A 24,568-nucleotide genomic window follows, 5' to 3' on the forward strand; every position below is an offset into this window, starting at 1 on the left:
CGACGCGAACGGCGATCCGCGCTGGAAGGGACGGATTTAATAATGGAAGCATTGTGGGATAAAAACGATTTTATCGGCCTGGACCGAAGCTCGTGGTTTTTCTGTGGAGCGGAGGCGCCCGTGCACCGGAAGGTGCTGGAGGCCGTTACGGAATATATGCTTGCCCGCTCGACGGGCCCTGGGGGACGGGAACGGAACGCGGAGACGGAATGGGCCTGCAAGACCAATCTGGCCCGGCTGTTCGGGGGGCAAGCGGAGAGCGTCGCCCTGATGTCGAACTCGTCAGAGGCGATTTCGATGGTCGCGCAGGCGCTGCCGATGCGTCCGGGAGACAACGTCGTCATCAACAATCTCGAGTTTCCTTCGGGAGTTCTTCCTTGGCTGGCGTTGAAGCGGCAGGGCGTGGAAGTCCGGGTCGCGAAGCACAGCAACTGGGGAATGGAGACGGACGCGATCCTGGATCTGGTCGACGAGCGCACCCGGCTGGTCATGACGAGCCACGTCAGTTACCTGTCGGGGACGAGGATCGATTACGTCAAGCTTTACGATGAGCTTCGGAAGACGAACGCCCTGATGCTGCTGGACGCGACGCAATCGCTGGGCGTCGTGCCGGTCGATATCCGCCATACGGACATACTCGTCTGCAGCTCATACAAGTGGCTGTTGTCCACGCATGGGGCAGGCATTCTGGCGCTTAATCCGGGGCGGTCCGAAGAGCTCGTTCCGACTTACGTCGGTTGGCGAAGCGTCGCTGGAGTCCCCGGTGGAGACAGATTTGCTTCTTACGCGGTGCATGCCGACGCGAGGCGTTTCGAGCTCGGCTATCCGAGCTATCCGACCGTTTACGCGCTCGAACGGGCTACGCGATTGCTGCTGGAAACCGGCATCGACAGGATCGAGCGCCACGTGCTGGCTTTGGGAGCGCAGTTGATCGAACGGTTAAGCTCCCTTGGGCTGCAGGTCATGACGCCGGACATTCCCGCGCGGCGCGCCGGCAATATCAGCTTCGCGCGTGGCGACGCGGAGCGGATCGCCGACCGGTTGGCCGCCCGGAACGTCTACGTGATGGGCGGGGACGAGCGCGTGCGCGCTTCGATTCACGCTTTTAACGACTCGGCGGACATCCGTCGGCTGGTCAATCTGCTCACGGTCGAGATCGAATAAGAGGAGACGGCGGAGGCGGGCAAGGACCATTCGAATTGATATCGCCGCATGGAACGGAGGAGAAACCCATTATGCAAGCACTTGTATGGACGGCCGCGGAGAACATGGAGTATACGGCTTCTCTCGACAAGCCGGTGCCGGGAGAGAACGAAGTTCTGATCCGGGTGGAGGCGGTCGGCATCTGCGGATCGGAAATCGAAGGTTATTTGGGCCATAACAGTTTGCGCGTGCCGCCGCTGGTCATGGGACACGAATTTTGCGGAAGGATCGTCGAGCTGGGCAGCCGCGCGGCCGGATTCGGCGTTGGCCAGAAGGCGGTCGTCAATCCGCTGAGCTATTGCGGAGCGTGCGCGGCCTGCCGCAAAGGGAATACCCAGCTGTGCGCCGTTCGCCGTATTGTCGGCATTCATCGTCCGGGAGCGTTCGGCGAATACGTAGCCGTGCCGGCGTCCAACGTCATTCCGGTGCCGGAAAGCCTCGATCCGTTCCGCGCCGCCCTGGCCGAGCCGCTTGCCTGCTCGCTGCGCGCGACGCGGCGGGCGATGCAGCGACATTCTTTCGCCAACGTCGTCGTGTTCGGCGCCGGCGGAATCGGAATTTTGTGCGCCAAGACGGCCAAGCTGCTCGGCGCGGAACGGGTCATCGTGCTCGACACGCAGGACGAGCGCCTTGACATGGCGGCAAAGGTCGCGGCGGCGGACGTAACGATCAATCCGCGGTCCGCGGACATCCGGGAAGAGATCGGCCGCCTCGCAGGGGAGAAGGGCGTGGACGTCGTCATCGATGCGGCAGGCTTCCAGCCTACGCGTTCTGCCGCCATGTCGATCGTCAATGCCGGAGGCACGATAATGAATATCGGGCTGGGCATAGACGACACGGTGCTGCCGATCAACGCCCAGATTCGCGGCGAAGTCGAACTGCTGGGCTCTTTCTGCTACAACGAGCAGGATTTTCGCGACGCCGTCGACCTGTTGATCAACGGCAGCGTCACAGAGGAGGGATGGACAGAGATCCGTCCGCTCTCGACCGGCGGGGACGCGTTCCGGGATCTGGTCGGAGGGCGCGTGAAGTCGGGCAAAATTATTCTGGCAATGGGCGGTGAGCAGGCATGAAGAAGTTAAAAGTCGGCATCATCGGCCTGGGAAGCTGGGGCCTGAGCCATCTGGAAGCGTACGGTCAGCTGCCGTTCGCGGAGGTTGCGGCCGTATGCGACGCGAATCCCGAACGGTTGCATATCGCCCGGGAGCAGTATCGGGTGTCCAACGTCTATTCCGACGCCGAGGCTATGCTGGCCGGGGAACCGGACATCGAGCTGATCAGCGTCGTCACCTACGAGCGCAACCATCTGCAGCCCACGCTGCTGGCTCTTCGAGCGGGCAAGCACGTCATCGTCGAGAAGCCGGTCACGACGGTACCCGAAGAGGCCGAACAAATGCTGGCCGCTTCCCGGGAGTACGGGCGCTATGTCATTCCCGGCCATCTGCTCCGCTTCGAGCCCAAGTATGCGGAGATCAAGCAGATTATCGCCGACGGACGGATCGGGAAACCGGTCAGCATCTACTTGAAGAGGTCTCGGGAAAACGGCTTGTTCGCCACGTACCGCCGTACGCATACCGTCTACGAATTGATGATTCACGATTTGGATCAGGCGATCTGGTATGCGGACAGCAAAGTGAAAAAAGTGTACGCGACGGGCTGTTCGGTTACGGGAGAGGAGTCGCCGGAAGTGCTCTGGGCGCAGCTGCAGTTCGAGAACGGAACGGTGGCCGTGCTGCACAGCAATTGGATGACGCCGGATGCCGCGGGCATCGCCATCAACGATTGCACGGAGGTCATCGGCGAAACGGGTATCGCGCATTTCGACACGAGCCTTGCCGGCGTGCAGTCATGGACCGGAGCCGGCCGGGGGACGACCGACGTCTCGATTCACCATCGGCAGCGCGGTCGGGTTATCGGCTGTCTCGCGGATCAATTGAACTACGTCGGACAGTGCATTTTATACGGTCGCGCTCCGACCGCGGTTTCTTTCGAGGACGCGCTTCACGGAGTCGAGGTCGCGGACGCGATCGTCAGGTCCTCGCGTCAGGGGAAAGAGATTGTGCTTTAAACGTTCGCGGCGGCCGGAGCGCCGGCGTTATCCAAATCACGGATCGAAGGAAAGGAAGAAGCGGGTGTGAGACTGGTACAATTTACGAAACGCGCGGAACCAGGAGAAGAACCGAGACTAGGCGTGTGGCGGGAGGACGGACGGGTCGCGGCGGTGCGCGAAGCGACGTCGATGCGGGCGTGGATCGAGCGCACGGCGGGCAGCGGAGACCCTGCGGGGCTTAACCGCGCACTGGCCGATTACGCCGAAGAGCTCTACGAATTCGGGGAAGTTCGGCTGGAGGCCCCGATCCACAATCCCGAGAAAATGATCTTCGTAGGTCTTAACTATTACGATCACGCGGCCGAGTCGAATATGGCGGTTCCCGAAGTGCCGGTGCTTTTTCCGAAATACGCGAATTCGATCGTCGGCCCAGAGGACGACGTGATCATTCCCGAGGAAGTCTCCCAGTGCGACTACGAAGTCGAGCTGGCGGTCGTGATCGGAAGAAAAACGAAGCGGGTATCCCCCGCTGAAGCGATGGAAGCCGTGTTCGGCTATACGATCGTCAACGACGTCAGCGCCAGGGATATTCAGTTGGCCGAAGGGCAGTGGACCCGCGGGAAGGCGATCGATACGTTCGCTCCGATCGGCCCCTGCATCGTGACGAAGGACGCGATCGCCGATCCGGGCGAGCTGGATTTGTCGCTGATCTTGAACGGCTCTACGATGCAGCTGGCCAATACGAGGGATCTCATCTTCGACATTCCGTATTTGATTTCGTTTCTCTCACGCACGATGACGCTGATGCCCGGGGACATCGTCAGCACCGGGACGCCTCCCGGAGTAGGACTGGGACGCAAGCCTCCGGTATGGCTGGAGGACGGGGACGTGACGGAGGCCCGCGTACAAGGAATCGGCTCGCTCCGCAATCGCTACGTTAGGGAGCCGAAGGGGTCTGCACCGCGGGCTTAAGCGGCAGGGAGGGAATGGACGTGACCGGATTTCGCTTCAAAATCGGCTATAAAATCACCGTCGGCTACATCGCCCTGCTGCTTTTTCTGGGAGCATCGCTGCTCGTCGTGTCGGGGACGATCCGATCGCTCCAGAGCGAGATCGAGTCGCTCTCCAACCGGGATCTCCGCATTCACGAGACGACTCACTTGCTCGACAAATACGCCGCGAACATGGAAACCGCCCTGTACCGGGGGATCATTACCGGCGACAGGACCGATCTTGAGGTGTACGAAGGGGAGAAGGCGAAGTGGCAGCGCGAATACGATACGCTGAAAACGATGTTCGAAGGCAATTCGGACCAAACGAGCCGTCTGACCGGCGTAGCCGGAGCGATGGAACGTTGGTACGCCGTGTCCGACAAGGCTGCGGAGACGTTGTCTTACGAGAACAACCCTTCGGAAGCCGTCGGTTTTTTCGCGGAAAACCCGGGGAAGCAAGCAATGACGGGAATGAAGGAGCAGCTTTCGCGGTTGCGCCAATCCGAGAAATACGTCACGGAGAAGCGCATCGCCGCTGTGATCGACGCCAACGACAGCCTGCGCACGCTGCTCTACATCATGGCTGCGGTGCTGACGGCGCTGACGATCGCCTTTTCCTGGACGATATCCCGCAATATTACCCGCAATATTAAGCGGGTAACGTCCGCGCTGGCCGATATCGCGCGTTCCGGAGGAGATTTGACCCGGCGCATCGCGGTCAAGGCATCCGACGAGACGCGGGAGCTGGGAGAAGAGACGAACAAGCTGCTGGCCTCCATGCAGACGATGATGCGTCTAATCCAGGGACAGGCTTCACGGCTTTACGCCGTATCCGAACAGGTTGGCGACGGCACCGCGGGAACGGTCAAGATCAACGGGGAAGTGATCCAGGCCGTCCGCAAAGTGGCGGCAGGGGCGGAAAACCAAGTGTCCCAGACGGAAGAGATCACCGCCATCATGCAGGAGAACATGAGCGGCCTGGAGCTCGCAGCAAGCGGCACCAGGCAAGTCGCGGAGCTGGCGAGAACGACGCAGGCCGCCGCGGAGAGCGGCAGCCGGAATCTGGACCAGACGCGGGAGGAAGTCGCCAAGATCGACCGGGCGTTCACGGACATCCAGCAAAGCGTCCTGCAGCTGTCGGAGCAATCCGGGCAAATTCTCGGGATTGTGGAATATATGGGCGACATTTCTACGAAAACGAATCTGCTCTCGCTTAACGCAACGATCGAGGCCGCCCGCGCGGGCGAGCACGGTCGGGGCTTCGGAGTCGTCGCCGCGGAAATCCGCAAGCTGGCCGATCAGACGGCAAGGTCGACGGGTAATATCGAAGAGACGCTCAAGCGCATGAACGGAGACGTCGGGACGATCGTCCGTTTGATCGAAGACAGTTCGAAAACGGTATATGCCGGAACGTCCGCCATCCGCGAAGCGGAGACGAACGTACGGCAGATCGTCGGCAACGTCGACGCCCTGACCGCGCAGGTCATCGAAGCCGCGTCCTCCATCGGCCAAATCGCGGCCGGCAGCGGCAATGTCGTGCGCTCGGCCGAAGAGATTGGACGGATTACGGAGGAGACGTCCGCGTTCACGGAACAGATGTCGGCGATGGCGGAGGAGCAGACGGCGGTGTTGAACGAATTGTCGCGCACTTCCCGGCAGCTGCTCGAAGTGTCCGAATCGCTGAAGGAAGCGGTCGGCCATTTCAAAGTGGACAACGACTCCGAGGTTTCCTCGTCTTCTCGTCCGTCCGAATAAACGAAGGGGCTGTTCCTGGAGCAAGGTCGTACGACCTGCTCGCGGAACAGCCCCTTGGCCTTATTGGACGAGCTGAAGATCAAATCGCATTCGGAACGCCGACGCTCGGATCGACGTCCGCTTCGTAGTCGACGCCGTCCGTCTCGAAGCCGAACAGCTGGAAAAACTCGCGCCGATAGCCTTCAAGATCGGTCAGCTCGAAAATGTTGGCCGTCTCGATCCGGCTCCAGATGTCGGCTACTTCCTTCTGAACGTCCTCTCTCATCTCCCAGTCGTCGATCCGGATGCGGCCCGCTTCGTCCACCGGAACGCTGTCCGCGTTCTCAGCGTAAAGGCGGTCGGCGAACAGGCGATACATCTGCTCGATACACCCTTCGTGAATGCCTTTCTCCTTCATGACTTTGTACAGCGCCGAGATATACAGCGGCACGACCGGAATCGCCGAGCTGGACTGCGTTACGAGCGCTTTGCCGACCGTGACGTAAGCGCGTCCGCCGCCTGCCGAGAGCTGTTCGTGCAACTGCTTCGCGGTTGCTTCCAGATGGTCCTTCGCCCGTCCGATCGAGCCTTGGCGATAGATGGCTTGCGTCAGCTCCGGCCCGATGTAGGAGTACGAGATCGTCGTCGCGTCAGGAGCGAGCACGCCTCCCTCCCGCAGGGCGTCGATCCACATCTGCCAATCGTCGCCGCCCATGACGTCTACGGTTGCTTGGATCTCTTCTTCCGTAGCCGGCTCCAGAGTCACCAGGCTCACTTCGCCGTCATGGAAATTGACGGTTTTGTTCGTATAGGGCTGTCCGATCGGTTTGAGCACCGACGTGGACGTCTCTCCCGTGCGTGGATTTGTCCGCCGCGCGGTGGCTACGCTATAGATGACCAGATCGACCTGTCCGAGCTCTTTGCGGATCAGGTCGACCGCTTTCGCCTTTGTCTCGTCCGTGAACGCGTCTCCCGTGACGCTGAACGACTTCAGTCCGGCTTCCTGGGCCGCGGTCTCGAAAGCTGCAGAATTGTACCAGCCCGCAGACGCGGTTCTTCCCCCGGAGCGTTCTCCTTGCCGGTAGACGCCGACGGTATTGGCGCGCGCGCCGAATGCGGCGACGATGCGGGCCGCGAGGCCGTAGCCTGCCGACGCGCCGATGACGAGCGCGTTGCGGGGACCCTGGATCGCCGGCCGGGCCTGGACGTAATCGATTTGCTGACGGACTTGCGCAGCGCAGCCTTGCGGGTGCGCGGTCGTGCAGATAAAGCCGCGAGTTCTTGGTTTGATAATCATTGTGCGTCGTTTTCCCTTCTATGCTCGGATTGCCATAACGTCTATTTTAACGAATTTTCATGCAAACGGAAACTCCAGGGGAAGGATGCCCGTCCGGCTCTCGTATTCTCTTTTCCCCGCACCCGGTTTTGAAAGATTAAGAGAAAATTAAGGATATCGCCGCCGCGATTGGTTACCCTAATAAGGTACCTCTAAAATAAAAAACAAACCGGGAGCAGGAAAACCATATGAACGCAATAAACAGGGAAACTGGAGCTTTCAGGGCTCAGGCCGCATTGTCGAGGCCGAGGAGACGGAAAAAAGGACGGGCGCTGCTGGCAGTTCTGGCGGTTGCCGCGGCGATCTATGCGCTGATAGAAGTCAAAATGATAGAGAGGCTGCTGCCGATAGAATGGTTTCGGGAGGTGCCGCCTGTGACGGGCCTGCATCCGATCGTCGCGGAGAACCGGGACCGGCTCGTCGCACAGAGCCAAGCGATCGGTATCGACGTAGTTATTACCGACGATTTTCGCAGCGAGGAGGAGCAAAACGCGCTCTACCGGAAAGGCCGCGGCGAGGAAGGGGCGATCGTCACGCAGGTGAAGGGCGGGGGCTCTTATCACAACTACGGCCTTGCCATCGATTTCGCGCTGCGGATTCCGGGCGGGGACGTTATCTGGGATTTGAAGTACGACGGCAACGGCAACGGGCAGCCGGACTGGATGGAGGTCGTGGCCATCGCCAAGAAACTCGGCTTCTCATGGGGAGGGGACTGGAAGTCGTTCCCCGATTATCCTCATCTGCAGATGGACTTCGGTTATTCGATTGGCGAGCTGCAGCGGGGATGGCGACCTCCTCTTCAGCCGGAATAGAAATCGCTGTAAGCGCGTGGAGTCGGGTTGGAGCCACGAATGGGCTAGCGGAGTTGCTGTAACCGCGTGGAGTCGGGTTGGAGCCGCGAAAGGGCTGGAGAAGTTGCTGTAAGCGTGCGGAGTCGGGTTGGAGCCGCGAAAGAGCTGGAGGAGTTGCTGTAAGCGCGTGGAGTCGGGTCGGAGCCGCGAATGGGTTGGCGGAGTTGCTGTAAGCGCGTGGAGTCGCTTGGTCTATCGATCATTTCAAGCAGGGGGCGGTTTCAATGCCGCAGCTTGCGAATTTTGCATGCTAGCGTCCTTCCTGATCGAGTATAATGGATATATCCATATGAACAGGGAGGATTTACCTTGAACCATCATCAACACGATTCGCAGCGTTACGACTATATTCCGCCGCCGCCCGCCTATACGCCGCCGAAGACGAACGGCAAGTCCATCGTGGCTCTCGTACTGGGTATTTTGGCGGTTTCGCTTCCTTACATAGGATTTCTGATCGGCATCGTCGCTATCGTATTCGCTTCGTTGTCGCTGAAGGAAATCAAGAGGAACGGAGAGCAGGGACGGGGCATGGCGATCGCGGGGCTCGTCTGCGGAATCGTCGGCACGGCGATTTACGCCATTCTTTTGCTCATCGTTCTAATCGCGTTCGTGACTTTCGCCGGGGCGACTTCTTCTTTTACCTAGCAGCCGATAAGGAGAGTGACCTATGGTCGCGTCCAGACTTCCGCGTTCCGCTTACGCTTTTGTCGTTATCGCGCTTCTGATCGTCGCCGCGAACTTGGCGACTCTGCGCGTCTTTGCGCTTAGCGAAGAGGATCCTATGCTCGTGTATGCCGCGATGGTGGACTTCATGCTCGTTATTCCGTTCTTCTACTGGTTGATGGTGCTGCGGCGACGCGGCCGTTCGATCGCGGGCGTCATGGCGCTGCCGCTGCTGGGAGCGGCTGCGGTGTGGCTGCTCGTGCCGACGGGACAGAGGTCGATGGTGTGGGGATCGGCGTGGCCGGTCGAAGCGGTTATTGTCGCTGCGGAGCTCGCTTTCATCGTCTTCGAAGCGAGAGTCGTATACAAGCTGATCAAAGGCTACCGGGTCGCCGCCCGGAAAGAGAAAGATACGATGGAAGCCTGGCGCATCGCGCTGCGAACCGGACCCGTCGAAAGCGGAGGCAAGCTGGCCTCGATCGTGCATCATGACATCGGAGTGGTCTACTACCTGCTGTTCTCCTGGAGGAAGGGCCGGGCGAAGACGGAAAGCGGCTCCGGGCTGACGTTTACCTATCATAAAAAGACGAACCAGATTTTGTACGCCGCCATTTTGACCAAAGTCATCGTGTTCGAGGGCGTCGCCATACACCTGCTCGTCTCGCAGTGGTCGCATTGGGCGGCCTGGATATTGACGATCGCCGATCTGTGGCTGCTGGCCTTGATCTGGGCCGATTGCCGGGCCTCCGTCCTTCAACCGGTGACCTTGGAGTCGAATCGTCTGCGCTTGCGGTACGGTCTGCGCATTCAAGCGGACATCCCGCTGGCTTCGATCGCCGGCGTCGTGAGCGCGGGAGAGCTGCACCCGGAGCGGAGAGAGATGAAGCAGGCTCTCGGTCCCGTTCTCGGCACGCCTAACGTCTGCATCGAGTTGAACCGGGAAGAGCAGGCCGAAGGCATGCTGTTCCTGCCCAAGCCGGTGAAGCGCCTGTACTTGTCTCTGGACGAACCCGACGCTTTCGTGCGGGAATTGGAGCTGCGGATGGAGTTGCGTCCGTAACTGAACAAAGTAGGGGCTGTCTCTTTTACTTACGAGACAGCCCCTTCGCGTTCATTTTTTCTTGTCCAGCTCGGAGTGGAAATAATCGCGCAGTTCGGCCGCTTTCCTCGGGTCAGTCAACGGAATCTTCTCGGCTAGGTAGCTCTCTACGAAAGCTTCCCAAGTTTGCGGTTTCTTCTGCGCCAGCATCGTACGTACCGCGTTCTTGACCAGTCTCCGCTCCTTCGAGTTGGAGAACTGATCCTTATACTGCTGCTTCAGCTCGAAGATCAGCTCCGAGAAAATTTTGCGGAACACCTCGGACGTCATCCGCGCGTCGTCGAGCGCGCGATGCGCGGAGCCTTCGGCCACGATGTCCAGATCCTGCAGCGCGGCTTCGACGCTGACGTCGTTCGTCACCTTCTTATAGCGCAAATAACCTTTCAGCAGATCGAAATAGTGGACACCGGTCCAGTAGGACTCGTTCAGCTTGTGCATGCGCGTGTCGAACACGATTCGCTTGACGTCTTCTCCGCCCCAGGTGACGAGCAGGAACGAGTCGATGTCTCCGAGCCATTTCTCGAATTCCGCGATCACTTGGGGGAATCCCGGAGCGACGTCGATCTCGTGCTGGGGAATTCCCGTTTTCTTCTTGATGAAATTGTTCAGCTTGGAGAAATAGACCGGCTTGATCAGCGACGAAAATTCGTCCACCGCCCTCAGCGACTCATCCAGCCGCACGGCTCCGATCTCGATGACTTCCATTGGCAGATCGCTGGCGAACTTCCGCCCGTTAAATTCGATATCGAGAATAATATAGTTCAATTTCCAACCCCCGCTCTCTAACTCGCGTTTTCCATTTTACCAAAAACCCGAGCGCTTCGCTCGCTTAATCGGCGGATTTGCGGAGGGCTCGGACGATTCCCGTGCGATGTCCGCTCGTACCGACCAAAGGATCAGACTGGATTTCTAACCCGAAATCGGGTATGATTTTTGTATAAAATGAAACGTTGTTTCACTTAATGAAACCGCGAAACGAAGAAGGAGTGAACAGTCATGTCGTTCGTTTTTCTGGGCGTGGATCATGTACAATTGGCGGCTTACGAGGGATGCGAGACGGAGGCGCGGGCGTTCTATGGCGGCGTGCTTGGCTGGCCGGAGATCGAGAAGCCGGAAAGCCTGCGCGCGCGGGGCGGAGTCTGGTTTCAATGCGGCGCGCATCAGGTCCATATCGGCGTGCAGAAGGATTTCGTTCCGGCGCTCAAGGCTCATCCGGCGTTCGAGGTGAATAACCTGGACGCGCTGCTTGCGCGTCTGGCGGAGCGCGGCGTGGCGATAACCCCGGACGATACTCGGGATGCGGAGAACGTACGGCGGATATTCGTCAACGATCCGTTCGGCAACCGGATCGAATTTCTGGAATGGGGGAGAAGCGGAGATGAATAGCAAAGAGCGGTTTTCCAGCCGAGTCGATACTTATACGAAGTATCGGCCGAGCTATCCGGCGGAGGCGATTGACTATTTGTACGGGACAGTCGGGTTGAGCGAGGCGTCGGAGGTGCTGGACGTCGGAGCGGGAACGGGCATTTTCTCCAGGCTGCTGCTCGAGAGAGGAAGCGGCGTGACGGCGGTGGAGCCGAACGAGGCGATGCGGGAAGCTGCGCTGGCGGCGTCGCGGGACAATCCGCGCTTCAAGGCCGTCCCCGGTTCGGCGGAAGAGACAGGGCTCTCGGATGCCTCGTACGATTTCATCGTGTGCGCTCAGGCTTTTCACTGGTTCGACCGGACCGCGGCTCAGCGGGAGTTTCATCGGGTGTTGAAGCCGGGCGGCAAGGCGATTCTCGTATGGAACACGCGTCTGACCGAAGGGACGCCGTTCCTCGAAGGCTACGAACGGCTGCTTCAAGGACTCGGAACCGATTACGGGCAGGTGAACCACCGGAACATCTCCCGAGAAGCGCTGATCGACTTTTTCAAGCCGGACGGGATGACCGAGGCGCGATTCCGCAACCGCCAAGTGTTCGACTTCGACGGGGTCGCAGGAAGGCTTCTATCCTCCTCGTACAGCCCGCAGCCGGGACAACCGGGCCACGAGCCGATGATGCAGGAGCTTCGCGATCTGTTCGAGCGCTGTCAGGAGAACGGTACGGTCAATTTCGATTACGTCACCGAAATCTATTGGGGCGAAGTGTGAGCGAAATGAGTCCGCGCGGGAGGTCGACGCCGCGCGGATTCATTTTTTTCCAAATTTGATATTGACATAACAAACGACAACGCCTAGAATGAGACATTATAATGACAACTAAACCAATCGGAATTAACAAATATCGACCAGTTCACTGGAGACCAAACAGGCTAGAGGTTTGGTCTTTTTTGTTTGCATAAAGCCCGATTGGCCGAGAGAGAGCAGGTGATGGCACGCAAGTGGGAGAGAGGCAGCGAGATACGGCGGAAGGGGGCGAGAACGCCGGCGGCTTTTACGCCAAAGCGATTCTCGAACCGATTTATCGGCAGGCGCAGGAGCAATTGCTGGCGCCGATGAACGCCGTCAACAAGGCGCATCTGATCATGTTGGCGGAGCAGGGGGTGATCGGGGACGATGAGGCGCGCGCCGTCGCGGCGGCGCTGCTCGGACTCGATCTGGAGAAGCTGGGAACGAACAGGTACACAGGGAGGTTCGAGGATCTGTTTTTCGAAGTCGAGCACGAGCTGGCGGAGGCTGCGGGAGAGGCTGCGGGCAATCTGCACCTGGCCAGAAGCCGGAACGACATGGGCATCGCCGTCTACCGGATCGCGCTGCGGGAGAAGCTGCTGCGAACGCTGGACGCCGGCCTCGAGCTGAGACGGCGGTTGACCGAGTTTGCCGGCAAGCACGTCGGTACGCTGATGCTGGGCTACACCCACACGCAGCAGGCCCAGCCGACAACGATGGCGCACTACGTCTTGGCCGTATCCGACTCGCTCAGTCGCGACTTTCGCCGGCTTAGGGCCGCCTACGCGAACTGCAACCGCAGCAGCATGGGCGCGGCCGCACTGACGGGCTCGGGGTTCGCGATCGACCGGTTTCGCGTCGCGGAGCTGCTCGGCTTCGGCGGCGTTATCGACAATACGTACGATGCGGTCAGCGGAGCCGACTACGTTGCAGAAGCGGCGAGCGCTGCATCGCTGGCCGCGATTAATCTGGGCAGGTTCGCACAAGAGTTGCTGCTCTGGAGCACACAGGAGTTCGCGGCGATCCGGGCGGCCGATCCGTTCGTGCAGATCAGCTCGATCATGCCGCAGAAGCGCAATCCGGTATCGATCGAGCATGCGCGCTCCCTGCTGTCGAGCTGCGCGGGCGATGCCGCTACCGTATTGACGATGATCCACAATACGCCGTTCGGAGACATCGTCGACACCGAAGACGATCTCCAGCCTTACGCCTGGAGAAGTCTGCGCACGCTTGAGACGGTCTATCGCCTGCTCGCCCGAATCGTTGCCACGCTGGAAGTGAACGAGCGCGCGCTGCGATCCCGGGCCGAAGCGAGCTTCGCCACGGCGACGGAACTGGCGGATACGCTGGTTCGCAAGGAAGGCGTTACTTTTCGGGCCGCGCACGGCATCGTCTCGAGGCTGGTCCGGGTTGCGGCTGCGGAAGGACTGACCGTTCAAGATCTGACGACGGAACGGCTGAATGCGGCCTCCGAGGCAGAAATCGGCCGCGAGGTTCGTCTGACCGCGGATGAACTGGCGGAAGCGCTCGATCCCGCGCATTTCGTAGTCGTGCGCAAACTGCGGGGAGGGCCGAGCCCATCGGAAGCGGAGCGAGCGCTGCGCGAGCAGGAGGAGAGATGGGGGAGCGAGAAGGCGTGGCTCGATCGGGAGAGGGAGCTTCAAAGCGGCAGGGCTGCCGATCTGGACGCCATACTGACCGCCTGGCTGCAGCCGCGCGGATAGGGAGGAGGAACGGCCGATGTTCAGAGGCGAATTCAAAGTGTTCGATATCCACGGCCACATGCCCTACCCTTTCCCGAAGCTGTACGAATCGCACGATCAGATCGCGGCGTACGGCAGGGAGCGGGCAGAGCGGATGAGGCTGACCTGGGATTTCGGCTCCGCGGCGGCGGACCCCGAAGAGGAGGCCAGGCCGCTGGCCGATCGCTGGAAGGATGAGCTGGATAAGTACGGCGTCGGGGGCATGAATTTTCTGACCGGACCGACGAACGACGAGCTGGCCGAGCAGATCGCCAGGGCGCCCGACCGGTTCACGGGCTTCGCCTCGCACCCGATCGAAAGGCCGGATGCGCTGGCCGAGCTGAAGCGAGCGGTCGACAAGCTCGGTCTGAAGGGCTACAAGCAGTTCGGCCCGCTGACGCCAATCTCGTACGACGATCCGTCGATCCGTCCGATCTGGGCGTTCCTGGCGGAACGGGGGCTGCCCGTGCTGATTCACTTCGGGATGCTGGGCCATGCGGGCGGCATCGTCGAGCACCGGAATATCAACCCGCTGGCGATCTTTAACGTCGCGCGCGAGTTCACGGACATTCCGTTCATCATCCCGCATTTCGGGTGCGGCTACTTCCGGGAGCTGCTCCATCTGTGCTGGAGCTGCCCGAACGTTTACGTGGACACGTCGGGTTCGAATCAATGGACGAGATGGATGCCGTACGAGCTGAATCTCGAAATTTTGTTTCGCAAAACCCGCGAGCTGATCGGCGCGGAGCGCATCGTGTTCGGCACCGATTCGATGGGTTTTCCCAGAGGGTACCACTATCGCTACCTGCAGGATCAAGTACGGGTCGTTCGCGATCTGCGCTTCACGGAAGAAGACATAGAGGCGATCTTCGGCAACAACGCGAGAAAGCTGTTGGGGTTGCCGAATGCATCGACCATTTCGGATAAAAAGGAGAGAAAAGAAAATGAATCAATCTATACGTCAAGGTAAAAAGCTATCTCTCATTCTCGCCGCGTTCCTGCTCGTATTGACCGCTTGCGGAGGCGGCAGCAACAAAGGAAGTGACGCTTCGGCGTCTCCGTCCCCGTCGTCAAGCGCGGCGGCATCGCCGCAAGCTTCCGCTAAGGAGGAGGCGTCTCCTTCCGCCAGCGCGGAGAAGGTGACGATTGAATACTGGCAGTACGAGTTCCCGGCCAAGGTCGATCTGATCAACGAACTGATCCAGGAGTTCCAGACGCTTCATCCGAACATCACCGTCAAGCAGACGAACTTCCCGTACGACCAATACAGCCAGAAAGTCGCGACGCTCGTTCCGGCCGGCAAAGGTCCGGACATCATCAACCTGTACTACGGCTGGCTGCCGCAGTACGTGGCCTCGGGATACTTGCAGCCCCTTCCGGAGGACGCTTTCCCTCCGGCGCAGATAGAGAGCGACTATTACCCGCTCGTGAGCGCCGCCAAGCTGGACGGAGCGTATTACGCGATTCCGACGGCCGTGCGCACGCTGGCGCTGTTCTATAACAAAGACCTGTTCGCCAAAGCCCAGATCGCGCAGCCACCGGCAACCTGGGAAGAGCTGGTCGAGTCGGCCAAGAAGCTGACGGAGAAGGACGCCAAAGGGCAGTTCGTCATCGAAGGCTTCGCCTGGGAGCCGGGATCGCAGCTCCATCACTGGTTCCGCGACGGATTGCTTCCGCAGGCGGGCGGACAGGATCTGAGCGAGGACCGCAGGAAGGTGCTGTGGGACGATTCTCCGGCGGGTCTGGAGGCGTTCCGGTATTTGCTCGACTTCGCGATTACGCACAAGACGGGCATCAACGGATTTTACAACGACGACAGCAACGCCTTTAAGACCGGGCACGCCGCGATCAACGTGGACGGGTCGTTCCGGCTCGGCTCGTTCAAGAAGGACGCTCCGGATCTGAACTACGGCATCGCTCCGCTGCCCGCGTACAAGAGCCAGTCCGCGCCGGCGTCCTTCTGGGCGAACGCCATTCCGAAGAACGTGCAAGGGGCGAAGCTGGAGGCGGCCAAGGAGTTCCTGAAGTTCCTGACGAGCAAAGAAGTCCAGGAGAAATGGGTGGAGAAGGTCGGGGAGCTGCCGGCGCAGAAAGCGGTCGGCTCTCAGGACAAATACGCGGGGGACGAGAAGCTCGGGCCGTTCATCAAGCAGCTCGACTACAGCAAGGCGCACTTCTTCATCGACGAGAACCAGGAGCGCGCGCTGATCGTGAATGCGGCGAACGAGGTGCTGCTCAACAACGTGCCGGTGGAGCAGGCGTTCAAGGATCTCGTGGCGAAAACCCAAAAAATCTACGACGACTACTGGGCGAAGCAGGACAAAAAATAAGCGCGGACGGACGGCCCGGGGATTCACCCCCGCGCCGTCTTCCGGCCAACGGAGGCGATAATCCGTCATGATCGCGCAGGCCATTCGTCTGACCGCCCGCAAGAGCCGGGAGCTGCTGGGCTTCCGGCTCTCGTACCGGACGCAGCGCTACCTCTTCATCTATCTGGTGCTGGCGTTTCCTCTGCTTTATTTTCTCGGAACGAGGCTGCTGCCGATTCTCTACGCGTTTAACGTGAGCGTCCGGGAGTGGGATTTGCTGTCGCAGGAGAAGCCTTACGTGGGCTTTGCCAATTTCACCGCTTTGTTCGAGGACGAGGTGTTCCGCAAGTCGATCGTCAACACGTTGATCTACGTCCTCGTCGGCGTTCCCGGGCAACTGGCCGTCGGCCTTGCCGTTGCGCTGCTGCTGCATAACGTTCGGAGGTTCCGCGGCTTGTTCCGCACGATCTATTTCATTCCTTACGTGACGAGCGCGGTCGCCGTAAGCTGGGTGTTCCGCTGGATTCTGATGCGCAACGGCTGGCTGAACGAGACGCTGCTCGGCCTGGGGCTGGAGCCGCAGCTGTTCCTTCAGTCTCCGCGGCAAGCGATCTATCTCGTCATTCTGACGATTATCTGGCAGAGCATCGGCTTTCAGATGCTCGTGTTCCTCACCGGCCTGGAAGGCGTTCCCCGCATGTATTACGATGCCGCGGCGATCGACGGAGCGGGGCCTTGGAGACGGTTCCGGCATGTGACGCTTCCGCTGCTGAATCCGGTCATCGTCTTCTCCGTCGTCATCGGCGCGATCTCGTATTTGCAGACGTTCGGGCAGGTGCTGAGCATGACGAACGGCGAGCCGCTTAATTCGACGAGGACGATCGTTCTTCACGTCTATGCGCTTGCGTTTCAACGCTTTCAGATGGGAAGCGCCGCCGCGGCGACCGTCATTCTGTTCGTCATGATTCTCGCGCTGACACTGCTGCAATTCAAGCTCGTCCGACGCAAGGTCGAATACTAACCACGATTCTAAAAGGAGGCCGACGACTTTGAGCACGCAGATCGCCGCCCCTCGCGTCCCCGCGCGCGGCAGTCCGTCAGGAAGCCGCCTGGGCTCGCTCGCAAGCTATGTTGCGCTGACGTTGGGCACGCTTGTCGTCATTTTTCCTTTTCTATGGATGATCGCCACTTCGTTTAAGCTGCCTCAAGATCTGTACAGCCTGCGGCTGATACCGGAGACGGCGACGCTCGGCAATTACGCCGAAATTTTCGAGAAAGCCCCTTTCTTCTCCTGGATCGGCAATACGGTATTGCTTGCGCTCATCACGGTAACTACCGTCATCGTCTTCGATACGATGGTCGGCTACGTGCTCGCCAAATTTTCTTTTGTCGGCAAAAGCGTCATTTTCCTGCTGATCATCAGCACGCTGATGGTGCCCACGGAGATGCTGATCATCCCTTGGTACCTGATCGCCACGGAGCTGGGGTGGTCGGATACGTACTGGGGAGTGCTGTTCCCCGGCATCATTACCGCCTTCGGCATCTTCCTGATGCGGCAGTTCATGGAGTCCCTTCCGTCCGAGCTGCTCGACGCGGCCCGCATCGACGGTCTGAACGAATGGGGGATCATGGCGCGCATCGCGATTCCGTTGGTGAAGCCGGCGATTGCCGCCTTGACGATTCTGACGTTCATCAGCAGCTGGAACCAGTTTACCTGGCCGCTGATCGTGCTGCAGACGGAGGAGCGGTTTACGATCCCGGTAGGCATTCTCTACTTCTCCAGCGAGCTGAAGGACTCCGCAAGCTGGATTCTGATCATGACCGGCGCGACCGTCTCCATCCTTCCGCTGATCGCTTTGTTTCTCGTGTTTCAGAAGCAGATCATTCGGGGGATTGCGCTGAGCGGCATGAAGTGAAGAATAGGTGTCGGAAAAATAGAGAGCCGTCCCGATCATCCGAGGATGATCTGAGGGACGGCTCTTGGCGTGCTTGGGGAGACTTGCGGATCGGGTCAAGATTGGCTGGCTTCGATTGCTTGGCCGAGGTCGTACAGAATGTCGTCGATCGCTTCGGTGCCGACGGACAGACGGATCAGCCCTTCCGTCACGCCCGTCGACAGCTGCTCCTCCGGAGACAGCTGCTGGTGCGTCGTGCTGGCCGGGTGGATGATCAGCGACTTGGAGTCGCCGACGTTGGCCAGGTGCGAGAACAGCTTAACCGCGCCGATGACCTTCTTGCCGGCCTCTGCGCCGCCCTTGATACCGAAGCTCAGAATCGCTCCTTGGCCCTTGGGCAAGTATTTCTTCGCCAGATCGTACGAAGGATGGCTTTCCAGCCCGGGATAGTTGACCCATTCGACGGCCGGATGGCTCTCCAGGAACTTCGCCGCAGCCAGCGCGTTCTGGCTGTGGCGCTCGATCCGCAGGTGCAGCGTCTCCAGCCCTTGCAGCAGCAGGAACGAGTTGAACGGCGAGAGAGCCGCGCCGTAGTCGCGAAGCAGCTGGACGCGGGCTTTAATGATGTAGGCCAGATTGCCGACCGCTTCCGTGAACACGGCGCCGTGATAGCTCGGGTCCGGGGTCGTCAAGCCCGGGAACTTGCCGCTGGCCTTCCAGTCGAACTTGCCGGAATCGACGATCACGCCGCCGATCGTCGTGCCGTGTCCGCCGATGAACTTCGTCGCGGAATGGACGACGATGTCGGCGCCGAAGTCGATCGGCTTCAGCAGCAGCGGGCTCGGGAACGTATTGTCGACGATAAGAGGGATTCCGTTCTCGTGGGCGATCGCCGCGACCGCCTCGATGTCCAGCACGTCTCCCTTCGGATTGCCGATCGTCTCGGCGTACAGCGCTTTGGTCTTGTCGTTGATCGCTTTGCGGAAATTTTCCGGATCGGACGGATCGACGAAACGCACTGTAATTCCGAGCTTGGCAAGGGAATGCTGGAACAGATTATAAGTGCCGCCGTACAGGCTGGTCGCCGATACGATCTCGTCGCCGCTGCCGGCGATGTTCAGAATCGAGTAGGTGATGGCGGCCTGGCCGGATGCGGTGGCAAGCGCGCCTACGCCGCCTTCGAGCGCCGCGATCCGCTGCTCGAATACGTCGGACGTCGGGTTGGTGACGCGGGTATAGATGTTGCCGAACTCCTGCAGCGCGAACAAGCTGGCCGCATGGTCCGTATCGCGGAAGCCGTACGAAGTCGTCTGGTAGATCGGCACCGCGCGAGCGTAAGTCGTAGGATCGATCTGCTGTCCTGCGTGAATCGCCAACGTTTCGGGTTGAAGCTGTCTTTCTGCCGTCATAGTGGATTCCTCCTGAAATGGTTTTTTCGAGCTTGCGACCACCACCCGGATACGCCAAAAAAAGGCATCTTGCCGTAAGCGCGCGATGCGCCAATAGCGAGATACCTTCAGCGGTCTGGTAGGTACGACGTCTAATTCCGATTAAATATATAGGATTAAATGTATATTACCAATATTTGCAGGTTTCGTCAACTGGCGATTGTTGTTTGGGTTTGAATGCTTTCCGGACCGGGGATCATGATATAATCTCATTGCGGACTAACACAAAGGAGAAAATCGCCTATGAGGTTCGGATTCGACATCGACGACACTTTGCTTAATTTGCGGGAGCACGCGTTCCGGACTTACAACGCGAAACTGAACCGGCAGGTAGAGATTGAGGTTTTCCATGCGTTAACCTGCATCCCGATTCACGAGGCGTTCGGGCTGTCGGCCGAAGAAGGACGCGAGATGTGGAATCGCCACCGGGACGAAATCTACTATTCCGCCCCGCCGTTCGCCGATGCGGTCGAAGTGCTGCAGGAGCTCGAGAGGCTCGGGCATGAAGTGTATTACGTGACGGCCAGGAAAGCCGAGCATTGCGAGCGCACGAAGCTGGCGCTGATCGAGGCGGGATTCCCGGTACGGGAGGAGCGCTTCTACTGCGGAATGGACGACTTGGACAAAGTCCACATTATTCGCGAGCTGGAGCTGGACTATTATTTTGACGATAAGCCGAAGGTTCTGGAGACGCTGAGCGAGTTGAAGGTCGCCTCCTACGTGAAGGACAACGCCTACAACCGGCATATGGATATGCCGAGAATCGTAGATTGGCGGGAGCTGCTCGAGCTGCTGTCTGCTGACAATCGCTGACCGTATCTGTCAGTGATTGTCCTTTATAATGAAGGGGAGAAGCGAAGAAGGAGGCGATAATGGCGATGAATTGGAACTATTACGACACATTCATTACAGTAGCTCCGGATTGCTCCGCGGAGCGCGGCATCATCCCGCCGGAGAAGAAAAGCGGCAGGACGAAGCCGAGTATCGAGTACGATCTCGTCGCGAACAACCCGTACAAGTATACGCAGGAGGAGCTGCTTTTTCAGACCCACGTTCTTCATAAGGAAATTCCGCAAGAGGAACTGGAGGCCCGGGAGGCGGAACTGCGCGCCGAGTTCTTCTCCAAGCCGACGGCTTGCCTGCGCGCGTCGATGCTGCCCAAGAAATACGGCTGGGGGCTGCATTTCGATTCGCAGGGCAGGCTGGCGCTTGTCCCGCGGGAGACGGCGGAGTACGACCGGCTGGCCGGAGGCGGCGAGCCCGGCGTGAAGGTGCTGGCCGCGATGCGGAGCAGCCGGAAGTGAGCCGCCTTGCCGGGGCTTTAGCCGCATCTAGGCTGGGGAACCGGTAGAGGGCGGCGAGGCGGTGTCGGCCAGGTCCGGCGCCGTCGAGGCCGTCTGACGAGCCGATGCTGATAATCGCCGATGGAATCCCGTAGATGTTGAAGATCGGGATCCGGTTACAGATCGACGCCATGTCGGGCTCTTTTCAGCAGATCGATTTGCATTTCCAGCTTTTGTTGCGCTTCTTCCAGCATTTTTCTTTGGTCAATGATTTCGCTTCGTTTTTTCTCGTACACTTGCAGCAGCTCTTCGCAGTACGCTCCTTTATCCTTCTTGTCTGTTTCCTGAATCTCGGGGTACTCGCAATACATGATATCCCTGATCTGGTCTGTAGTTAGACCCAAGGCCAAATACAGTTGTATGGTACGAACGGTTTCAACCGACGCCTCATCAAACTCGCGATAATTATTGGCCAGCCGCGAAACGGGGAGCAATCCCTTTTTCTCATAATGGCGAATGGAGCGTATGCTGGCCCCCGTACGATCTGCCAATTGCCTGATCTTCAATAAAACTGCTCCTTTACATCATGTTATTGCTTTCCCCTGGATTGAAAGTTGCTGCGATGCTTGTTAGCTAAAGACATGCAAATGTTCTGCGACCCATTGCGCGAACGTTCGGGCATGTCTGCGGGTAACTTCTGCAACGGTCGGCACCACGGTGTACGCTTCTTTAGGCAGATTCTCGTGCCAATCGTGTACGTAATCGATCATCTCATCCGAGACGCCTGCTTTTTTAAGCCGTTCGCGAGCCTGTTGCTTCGTAAGTTCGTTAAATCTAATGTTCCGGCCGAGCGCCGCTGCGATGATATTCACTTTATCGCGCGGGGTCAAAGCTTCGGGGCCTGTTAGGGTATACGTTTTGCCGGCATGCCCCGTTTCAGTCAACGCTGCCGCCGCTACTGAACCCACATCCGCCTCGTGGACGATGGCGTTTAAGGAATCGGCGAAAGGTTCCTCTACGAGACTTGACGTGCGGATGGACTCGGCCCACGACAGCGTATTGGACATGAATTCGCAATATGGCTGTATATGCGTCCAGTCAAGATTGCTCGCTTCGGCCGCTTGCTCCACCGTTCCTTTCACGCCGCTCCACAGAATGGCAACGCGTTGTACGCCCGCTTTTACAGCCAGGTCAATGATTTCGTCTCCGGTCTGCAGAGGGGCGCCGCCTCCGCTGCTGGTCATCAAGTAGATGCCCTTGACTCCTTCCATTGCCGGTGCGAGCGTCTCCGGCGCCGCAAGGTCCCCGTATACATTCTCTACTCCTTCAGGCAAGACAGCCTTTGCCATTGCGGGATTGCGAGTCAAAGCACGCACTTGCTGTCCGGAGCGAACAAGCTGATGAACGAGATGGCGGCCTACGTTTCCGGTTGCGCCTGTTACTAGAATGGTCATTGGGTTTCTCCCTTCGATTCTTGGTTTTGGAACAGATCGATGCCCAGCTTCTCAAGAACGTCGATTGCCTTCTCAACGGGCAGTCTCGGTAAGTTGAACTCTCGGTCGATCACATCCCGAACCTCGTTGCGGTTGGCTAATATACGCTTTTCGACCTGCCCGCGGCTGTTCCGGATGCTCAGCACATTGTTGACTAATGAAAGCGATCGATCTCGATCCAATTGCCAAATTTGACAGCGTAAGAACGAGGTGAACAGACTATTCGGCTTGTAATAGTTTGCGATCGCTTGCTGAAAATCATCGAAGCGGTACGTTTTACGGATATCGAACGTCCAGTTCAGCTCAGTAAGCAGCTTTCCGTCCACTTCTCTGTTGTACGTGTACGTACCGGGTTCATCCCCCGGGAGCAACCTGATTTCTAGACCGCCGAAACGGGACACCTGATCGGGATCGCTCTCCAATCGGACGGGATCGAAAAAAGGGGCTCCGTTCCCGCAATCCACGTACACTTCTTCTTGTTCATCCGGAAGTCGGACGAGCAGCCCAACGTGTCCGCCGCCCAATAAAGCGTAGCGGCAATGAAATCCAAGCCGATTCAGCAATTCGTGGAGACTGCTGTTTATGACATAGCACGTTCCTCCCATATGATACCGAACGAGTTGATCCACAAACTTCTTTTCATCCTGTTGGAGATGTTTTTGCTTGTGGTAAGCTTCAAAATTCATTAATGTGCTCACGTTCTCGAAAGGAATACGATTTAGATGGGCCGTGCAAATCGTTTTTAAGTAGGCATAAGAAGGTTCTTGAACCGGAACTTGAATGTAGTTCAAATAATCGATCGCCCATGGCGGTAACGGCTTTTGTATCACGATCATCTCCCCTTCCGTCTGTTTTCAATCCAACGGTAAGGTGAGTATAAACTGTAACACTAGTGTGATAGTCAAGGCGGAATGAGAGTGGTTCTGGAATAGAGCCGAAGAAGGGGGAGAGAGGCAGTCCCATAAGCAGAGTTGCTTGAGATGATCGATAGAAAAAGTAGGGGTATGTACCTTCTGGAGTCATACGCTCCTGAAATCACCCTGCCACGGGTTTACCCATTCAAGTTTCAGGAGCGTATAGCATCGGAAGGAGGTACATACCCCTTGCACATTTATCGTCGATCATCTTTCAGAGCAGCTTAAAGTTCTTATGGGACAGCCGATTCTCGCTTAATTGAAGCGGATTTCCCGCTGTTCGCATTCCGGGGCGGCAAAGCTCAGCAAGCGTTCGCCTTCTTCGGCGAGAGCGTCCCGGTCCTGCGGGCTCAGCGGGCGAAAAGGAGTGATGACGAGCGCCGCGGAACCGCGTTCCCGAACGAGGCTCCACATTCCTGCGACGAACCCGTCGATCAGGAACGTCGGACGAATGATTCCGTTGATCGTGAATACGCGTTTGCGATCTTCCTCGGAAATGATGCGCGCCCGGTCGGCATGCGACAGCAGCACGTTGTCGAATTCGGCCACAAAGCGCGGAGAAATCGGCATATCCTCGTCGGGAAGCGGCGCATTCGGCACGTCGAACAGCTCGCGGCCTTGCTCGTCGCGGAAAACCCGCAGACGGGGGCGCATTCGCTTGACGACTTCGCCCAAGCGCGTCAGTCCGCACCAGGCTTGCATATCTTGAACCGTCGCGGGGCCGAAGGCGGCCAGATAGCGCTCCAGCATATGCTCCAGCGAGTCTGGACCGGCCGCAGCTTCTTCGCTTCCGAGCCAGACCTTCACGGTCGTATGGGCGGCCGGGCCGCTCTCGCCCCACAGCCCGCGCGGAGGCACTTGCACGAGAGAGAGCAGCGTGCGCGCGGCGGCTCCGAGGACGCCGACGTCGCGGCCGTGCCAGCGGTTGTCCGAGGCCAAGCGCTCTCCGATTTCCTGGAAGGTCATCGGGCGCTCCTCGATCAGCTTGCGGGCGGCTGCCGCCAGCTCGGCTTCGTCGACTCCTTCGAGAAGCTTGCCGTGGGTCGCCTTGAGGCCCCGATCCATCGCCGGCTGCACGAGCGGGCGCAGCTCCAAGGCGTCGCGGGCGGAGACGAGATGGATCGTCGAGCGCATGAGCGCAATCCGCACCGCTTGGCGGGATCGGATCAGCTCTGCCAGCTCGTCTTGGCGAAACCCCTCAAGCCTTGTCCATAAGCCGAAATAGGGCGGAGTTGGAGCTTGGGCTTGCATGCCGACGAGATGCTCGATCGCTTCCCTAGCGGAGAGGGTTCGGCGACGGATGAGCAGCTGACGTTCGAGCAGCGCGCGATTGAGCTGCCGACGGCTCAGCACGGGCTCCCGGCTCGCAGCCGCAGCAGAAGGAGGATTGGCCATAAGGTGAAA

24 protein-coding genes are annotated in these 24,568 nt (G+C 59.0%); 17 read left to right on the forward strand and 7 right to left on the reverse strand.

Features of this window, described 5'->3' with window-relative positions:
• The first annotated feature begins 42 nt into the window (after positions 1-42).
• The 5 genes from B0G52_RS12920 (at position 43) to B0G52_RS12940 (ending at position 6,000) form a co-directional block, all read left to right on the forward strand.
• Positions 43-1,164: an aminotransferase class V-fold PLP-dependent enzyme gene (locus B0G52_RS12920; protein WP_158223693.1), complete on the forward strand. Its 1,122-nt coding sequence runs from the start codon at positions 43-45 to the stop codon at positions 1,162-1,164.
• 71 nt (positions 1,165-1,235) lie between these two features.
• A complete protein-coding gene (locus B0G52_RS12925) occupies positions 1,236-2,276 on the forward strand; it encodes an alcohol dehydrogenase catalytic domain-containing protein (protein ID WP_094044833.1) in 1,041 nt (346 codons plus the stop codon).
• Positions 2,273-3,271, forward strand: coding sequence for a Gfo/Idh/MocA family protein (locus tag B0G52_RS12930; RefSeq protein ID WP_094044835.1), 999 nt, complete (start codon positions 2,273-2,275; stop codon positions 3,269-3,271). The genes B0G52_RS12925 and B0G52_RS12930 overlap by 4 nt, the downstream gene beginning before the upstream one ends.
• A gap of 66 nt (positions 3,272-3,337) precedes the next feature.
• Entirely contained in the window at positions 3,338-4,225 is an 888-nt protein-coding gene (locus B0G52_RS12935; RefSeq protein WP_233162638.1) for a fumarylacetoacetate hydrolase family protein, read from the forward strand.
• Between the two features lie 20 nt (positions 4,226-4,245).
• A complete protein-coding gene (locus B0G52_RS12940) occupies positions 4,246-6,000 on the forward strand; it encodes a methyl-accepting chemotaxis protein (protein ID WP_158223694.1) in 1,755 nt (584 codons plus the stop codon).
• 79 nt (positions 6,001-6,079) lie between these two features.
• On the opposite strand, the gene fabV is transcribed toward B0G52_RS12940, so the two are convergent.
• On the reverse strand, positions 6,080-7,276 hold the full coding sequence (fabV, locus tag B0G52_RS12945; protein WP_094044839.1) for an enoyl-ACP reductase FabV: 1,197 nt from the start codon (positions 7,274-7,276) through the stop codon (positions 6,080-6,082).
• Positions 7,277-7,641: 365 nt separating this feature from the next.
• Between fabV and B0G52_RS12950 the strand changes: the two genes are divergently transcribed.
• The 3 genes from B0G52_RS12950 to B0G52_RS12960 all read left to right on the forward strand — a co-directional run bounded on the left by B0G52_RS12950 (position 7,642) and on the right by B0G52_RS12960 (position 9,889).
• Positions 7,642-8,127 carry a M15 family metallopeptidase gene (locus B0G52_RS12950; protein ID WP_094045095.1) on the forward strand — a complete coding sequence of 162 codons (486 nt, stop codon included), beginning with the start codon at positions 7,642-7,644 and terminating at the stop codon, positions 8,125-8,127.
• 348 nt (positions 8,128-8,475) lie between these two features.
• Positions 8,476-8,811: a DUF4190 domain-containing protein gene (locus tag B0G52_RS12955; RefSeq protein WP_094044841.1), complete on the forward strand. Its 336-nt coding sequence runs from the start codon at positions 8,476-8,478 to the stop codon at positions 8,809-8,811.
• A 22-nt stretch (positions 8,812-8,833) separates the two neighbouring features.
• Positions 8,834-9,889, forward strand: a complete 1,056-nt coding sequence (locus B0G52_RS12960) for a hypothetical protein (RefSeq protein WP_094044843.1) — start codon at positions 8,834-8,836, stop codon at positions 9,887-9,889.
• A gap of 51 nt (positions 9,890-9,940) precedes the next feature.
• Here the strand turns inward: B0G52_RS12960 and B0G52_RS12965 are convergent, their stop codons facing one another.
• A complete protein-coding gene (locus B0G52_RS12965; RefSeq protein ID WP_094044845.1) occupies positions 9,941-10,693 on the reverse strand; it encodes a 3'-5' exonuclease in 753 nt (250 codons plus the stop codon).
• A gap of 231 nt (positions 10,694-10,924) precedes the next feature.
• Here B0G52_RS12965 and B0G52_RS12970 point away from each other — a divergent pair, with 231 nt between their 5' ends.
• The 7 genes from B0G52_RS12970 (at position 10,925) to B0G52_RS13000 (ending at position 18,047) form a co-directional block, all read left to right on the forward strand.
• The gene (locus B0G52_RS12970) at positions 10,925-11,314 is read left to right on the forward strand and encodes a VOC family protein (RefSeq protein ID WP_094044847.1); all 390 of its coding nucleotides are present in this window, start codon (positions 10,925-10,927) and stop codon (positions 11,312-11,314) included.
• Positions 11,307-12,062 carry a class I SAM-dependent methyltransferase gene (locus B0G52_RS12975; RefSeq protein WP_094044849.1) on the forward strand — a complete coding sequence of 252 codons (756 nt, stop codon included), beginning with the start codon at positions 11,307-11,309 and terminating at the stop codon, positions 12,060-12,062. The genes B0G52_RS12970 and B0G52_RS12975 overlap by 8 nt, the downstream gene beginning before the upstream one ends.
• Before the next feature lie 230 nt (positions 12,063-12,292).
• Complete coding sequence (gene argH / locus B0G52_RS12980; protein ID WP_233162640.1) at positions 12,293-13,804, forward strand: argininosuccinate lyase; 1,512 nt, start codon at positions 12,293-12,295, stop codon at positions 13,802-13,804.
• 16 nt (positions 13,805-13,820) lie between these two features.
• Positions 13,821-14,792 carry an amidohydrolase family protein gene (locus tag B0G52_RS12985; protein WP_094044851.1) on the forward strand — a complete coding sequence of 324 codons (972 nt, stop codon included), beginning with the start codon at positions 13,821-13,823 and terminating at the stop codon, positions 14,790-14,792.
• On the forward strand, positions 14,767-16,152 hold the full coding sequence (locus B0G52_RS12990; protein ID WP_094044853.1) for a sugar ABC transporter substrate-binding protein: 1,386 nt from the start codon (positions 14,767-14,769) through the stop codon (positions 16,150-16,152). The genes B0G52_RS12985 and B0G52_RS12990 overlap by 26 nt, the downstream gene beginning before the upstream one ends.
• 67 nt (positions 16,153-16,219) lie before the next feature.
• A complete protein-coding gene (locus tag B0G52_RS12995) occupies positions 16,220-17,152 on the forward strand; it encodes a carbohydrate ABC transporter permease (RefSeq protein ID WP_094044855.1) in 933 nt (310 codons plus the stop codon).
• A gap of 28 nt (positions 17,153-17,180) precedes the next feature.
• Entirely contained in the window at positions 17,181-18,047 is an 867-nt protein-coding gene (locus tag B0G52_RS13000; RefSeq protein WP_094044856.1) for a carbohydrate ABC transporter permease, read from the forward strand.
• A gap of 95 nt (positions 18,048-18,142) precedes the next feature.
• Here B0G52_RS13000 and B0G52_RS13005 read toward each other — a convergent pair whose 3' ends face one another.
• Entirely contained in the window at positions 18,143-19,435 is a 1,293-nt protein-coding gene (locus tag B0G52_RS13005; RefSeq protein ID WP_094044858.1) for a homocysteine synthase, read from the reverse strand.
• Between the two features lie 282 nt (positions 19,436-19,717).
• Between B0G52_RS13005 and B0G52_RS13010 the strand changes: the two genes are divergently transcribed.
• On the forward strand, positions 19,718-20,287 hold the full coding sequence (locus B0G52_RS13010; protein ID WP_094044860.1) for a 5' nucleotidase, NT5C type: 570 nt from the start codon (positions 19,718-19,720) through the stop codon (positions 20,285-20,287).
• A 59-nt stretch (positions 20,288-20,346) separates the two neighbouring features.
• Positions 20,347-20,778, forward strand: coding sequence for a DUF6157 family protein (locus B0G52_RS13015; RefSeq protein ID WP_233162642.1), 432 nt, complete (start codon positions 20,347-20,349; stop codon positions 20,776-20,778).
• Positions 20,779-20,933: 155 nt separating this feature from the next.
• Here the strand turns inward: B0G52_RS13015 and B0G52_RS13020 are convergent, their stop codons facing one another.
• The 4 genes from B0G52_RS13020 to B0G52_RS13035 form a co-directional block, all read right to left on the reverse strand.
• Entirely contained in the window at positions 20,934-21,323 is a 390-nt protein-coding gene (locus B0G52_RS13020) for a MerR family transcriptional regulator (RefSeq protein WP_094044862.1), read from the reverse strand.
• 63 nt (positions 21,324-21,386) lie between these two features.
• Positions 21,387-22,211 carry an NmrA family NAD(P)-binding protein gene (locus tag B0G52_RS13025; protein WP_094044864.1) on the reverse strand — a complete coding sequence of 275 codons (825 nt, stop codon included), beginning with the start codon at positions 22,209-22,211 and terminating at the stop codon, positions 21,387-21,389.
• The gene (locus B0G52_RS13030; RefSeq protein WP_158223695.1) at positions 22,208-23,080 is read right to left on the reverse strand and encodes an arylamine N-acetyltransferase; all 873 of its coding nucleotides are present in this window, start codon (positions 23,078-23,080) and stop codon (positions 22,208-22,210) included. Before B0G52_RS13030 ends, B0G52_RS13025 begins: the two co-directional genes overlap by 4 nt.
• A 339-nt stretch (positions 23,081-23,419) precedes the next feature.
• Positions 23,420-24,559: a winged helix DNA-binding domain-containing protein gene (locus B0G52_RS13035; RefSeq protein ID WP_094044868.1), complete on the reverse strand. Its 1,140-nt coding sequence runs from the start codon at positions 24,557-24,559 to the stop codon at positions 23,420-23,422.
• Positions 24,560-24,568: the final 9 nt, after the last annotated feature.

Source organism: Cohnella sp. SGD-V74 (assembly GCF_003001675.1).
In the GTDB taxonomy this organism is placed as follows: domain Bacteria; phylum Bacillota; class Bacilli; order Paenibacillales; family Paenibacillaceae; genus Cohnella.

Coding starts and splice junctions, on each gene's coding strand:
- B0G52_RS12920 (WP_158223693.1), top strand. CDS start 43: ATGGAAGCATTGTGGGATAAAAACGATTTTATCGGCCTGGACCGAAGC.
- B0G52_RS12925 (WP_094044833.1), top strand. CDS start 1,236: ATGCAAGCACTTGTATGGACGGCCGCGGAGAACATGGAGTATACGGCT.
- B0G52_RS12930 (WP_094044835.1), top strand. CDS start 2,273: ATGAAGAAGTTAAAAGTCGGCATCATCGGCCTGGGAAGCTGGGGCCTG.
- fabV (WP_094044839.1), bottom strand. CDS start 7,276: ATGATTATCAAACCAAGAACTCGCGGCTTTATCTGCACGACCGCGCAC.
- B0G52_RS12950 (WP_094045095.1), top strand. CDS start 7,642: ATGATAGAGAGGCTGCTGCCGATAGAATGGTTTCGGGAGGTGCCGCCT.
- B0G52_RS12960 (WP_094044843.1), top strand. CDS start 8,834: ATGGTCGCGTCCAGACTTCCGCGTTCCGCTTACGCTTTTGTCGTTATC.
- B0G52_RS12970 (WP_094044847.1), top strand. CDS start 10,925: ATGTCGTTCGTTTTTCTGGGCGTGGATCATGTACAATTGGCGGCTTAC.
- B0G52_RS12975 (WP_094044849.1), top strand. CDS start 11,307: ATGAATAGCAAAGAGCGGTTTTCCAGCCGAGTCGATACTTATACGAAG.
- B0G52_RS12985 (WP_094044851.1), top strand. CDS start 13,821: ATGTTCAGAGGCGAATTCAAAGTGTTCGATATCCACGGCCACATGCCC.
- B0G52_RS12990 (WP_094044853.1), top strand. CDS start 14,767: ATGAATCAATCTATACGTCAAGGTAAAAAGCTATCTCTCATTCTCGCC.
- B0G52_RS12995 (WP_094044855.1), top strand. CDS start 16,220: ATGATCGCGCAGGCCATTCGTCTGACCGCCCGCAAGAGCCGGGAGCTG.
- B0G52_RS13005 (WP_094044858.1), bottom strand. CDS start 19,435: ATGACGGCAGAAAGACAGCTTCAACCCGAAACGTTGGCGATTCACGCA.
- B0G52_RS13010 (WP_094044860.1), top strand. CDS start 19,718: ATGAGGTTCGGATTCGACATCGACGACACTTTGCTTAATTTGCGGGAG.
- B0G52_RS13015 (WP_233162642.1), top strand. CDS start 20,347: ATGGCGATGAATTGGAACTATTACGACACATTCATTACAGTAGCTCCG.
- B0G52_RS13025 (WP_094044864.1), bottom strand. CDS start 22,211: ATGACCATTCTAGTAACAGGCGCAACCGGAAACGTAGGCCGCCATCTC.
- B0G52_RS13035 (WP_094044868.1), bottom strand. CDS start 24,559: ATGGCCAATCCTCCTTCTGCTGCGGCTGCGAGCCGGGAGCCCGTGCTG.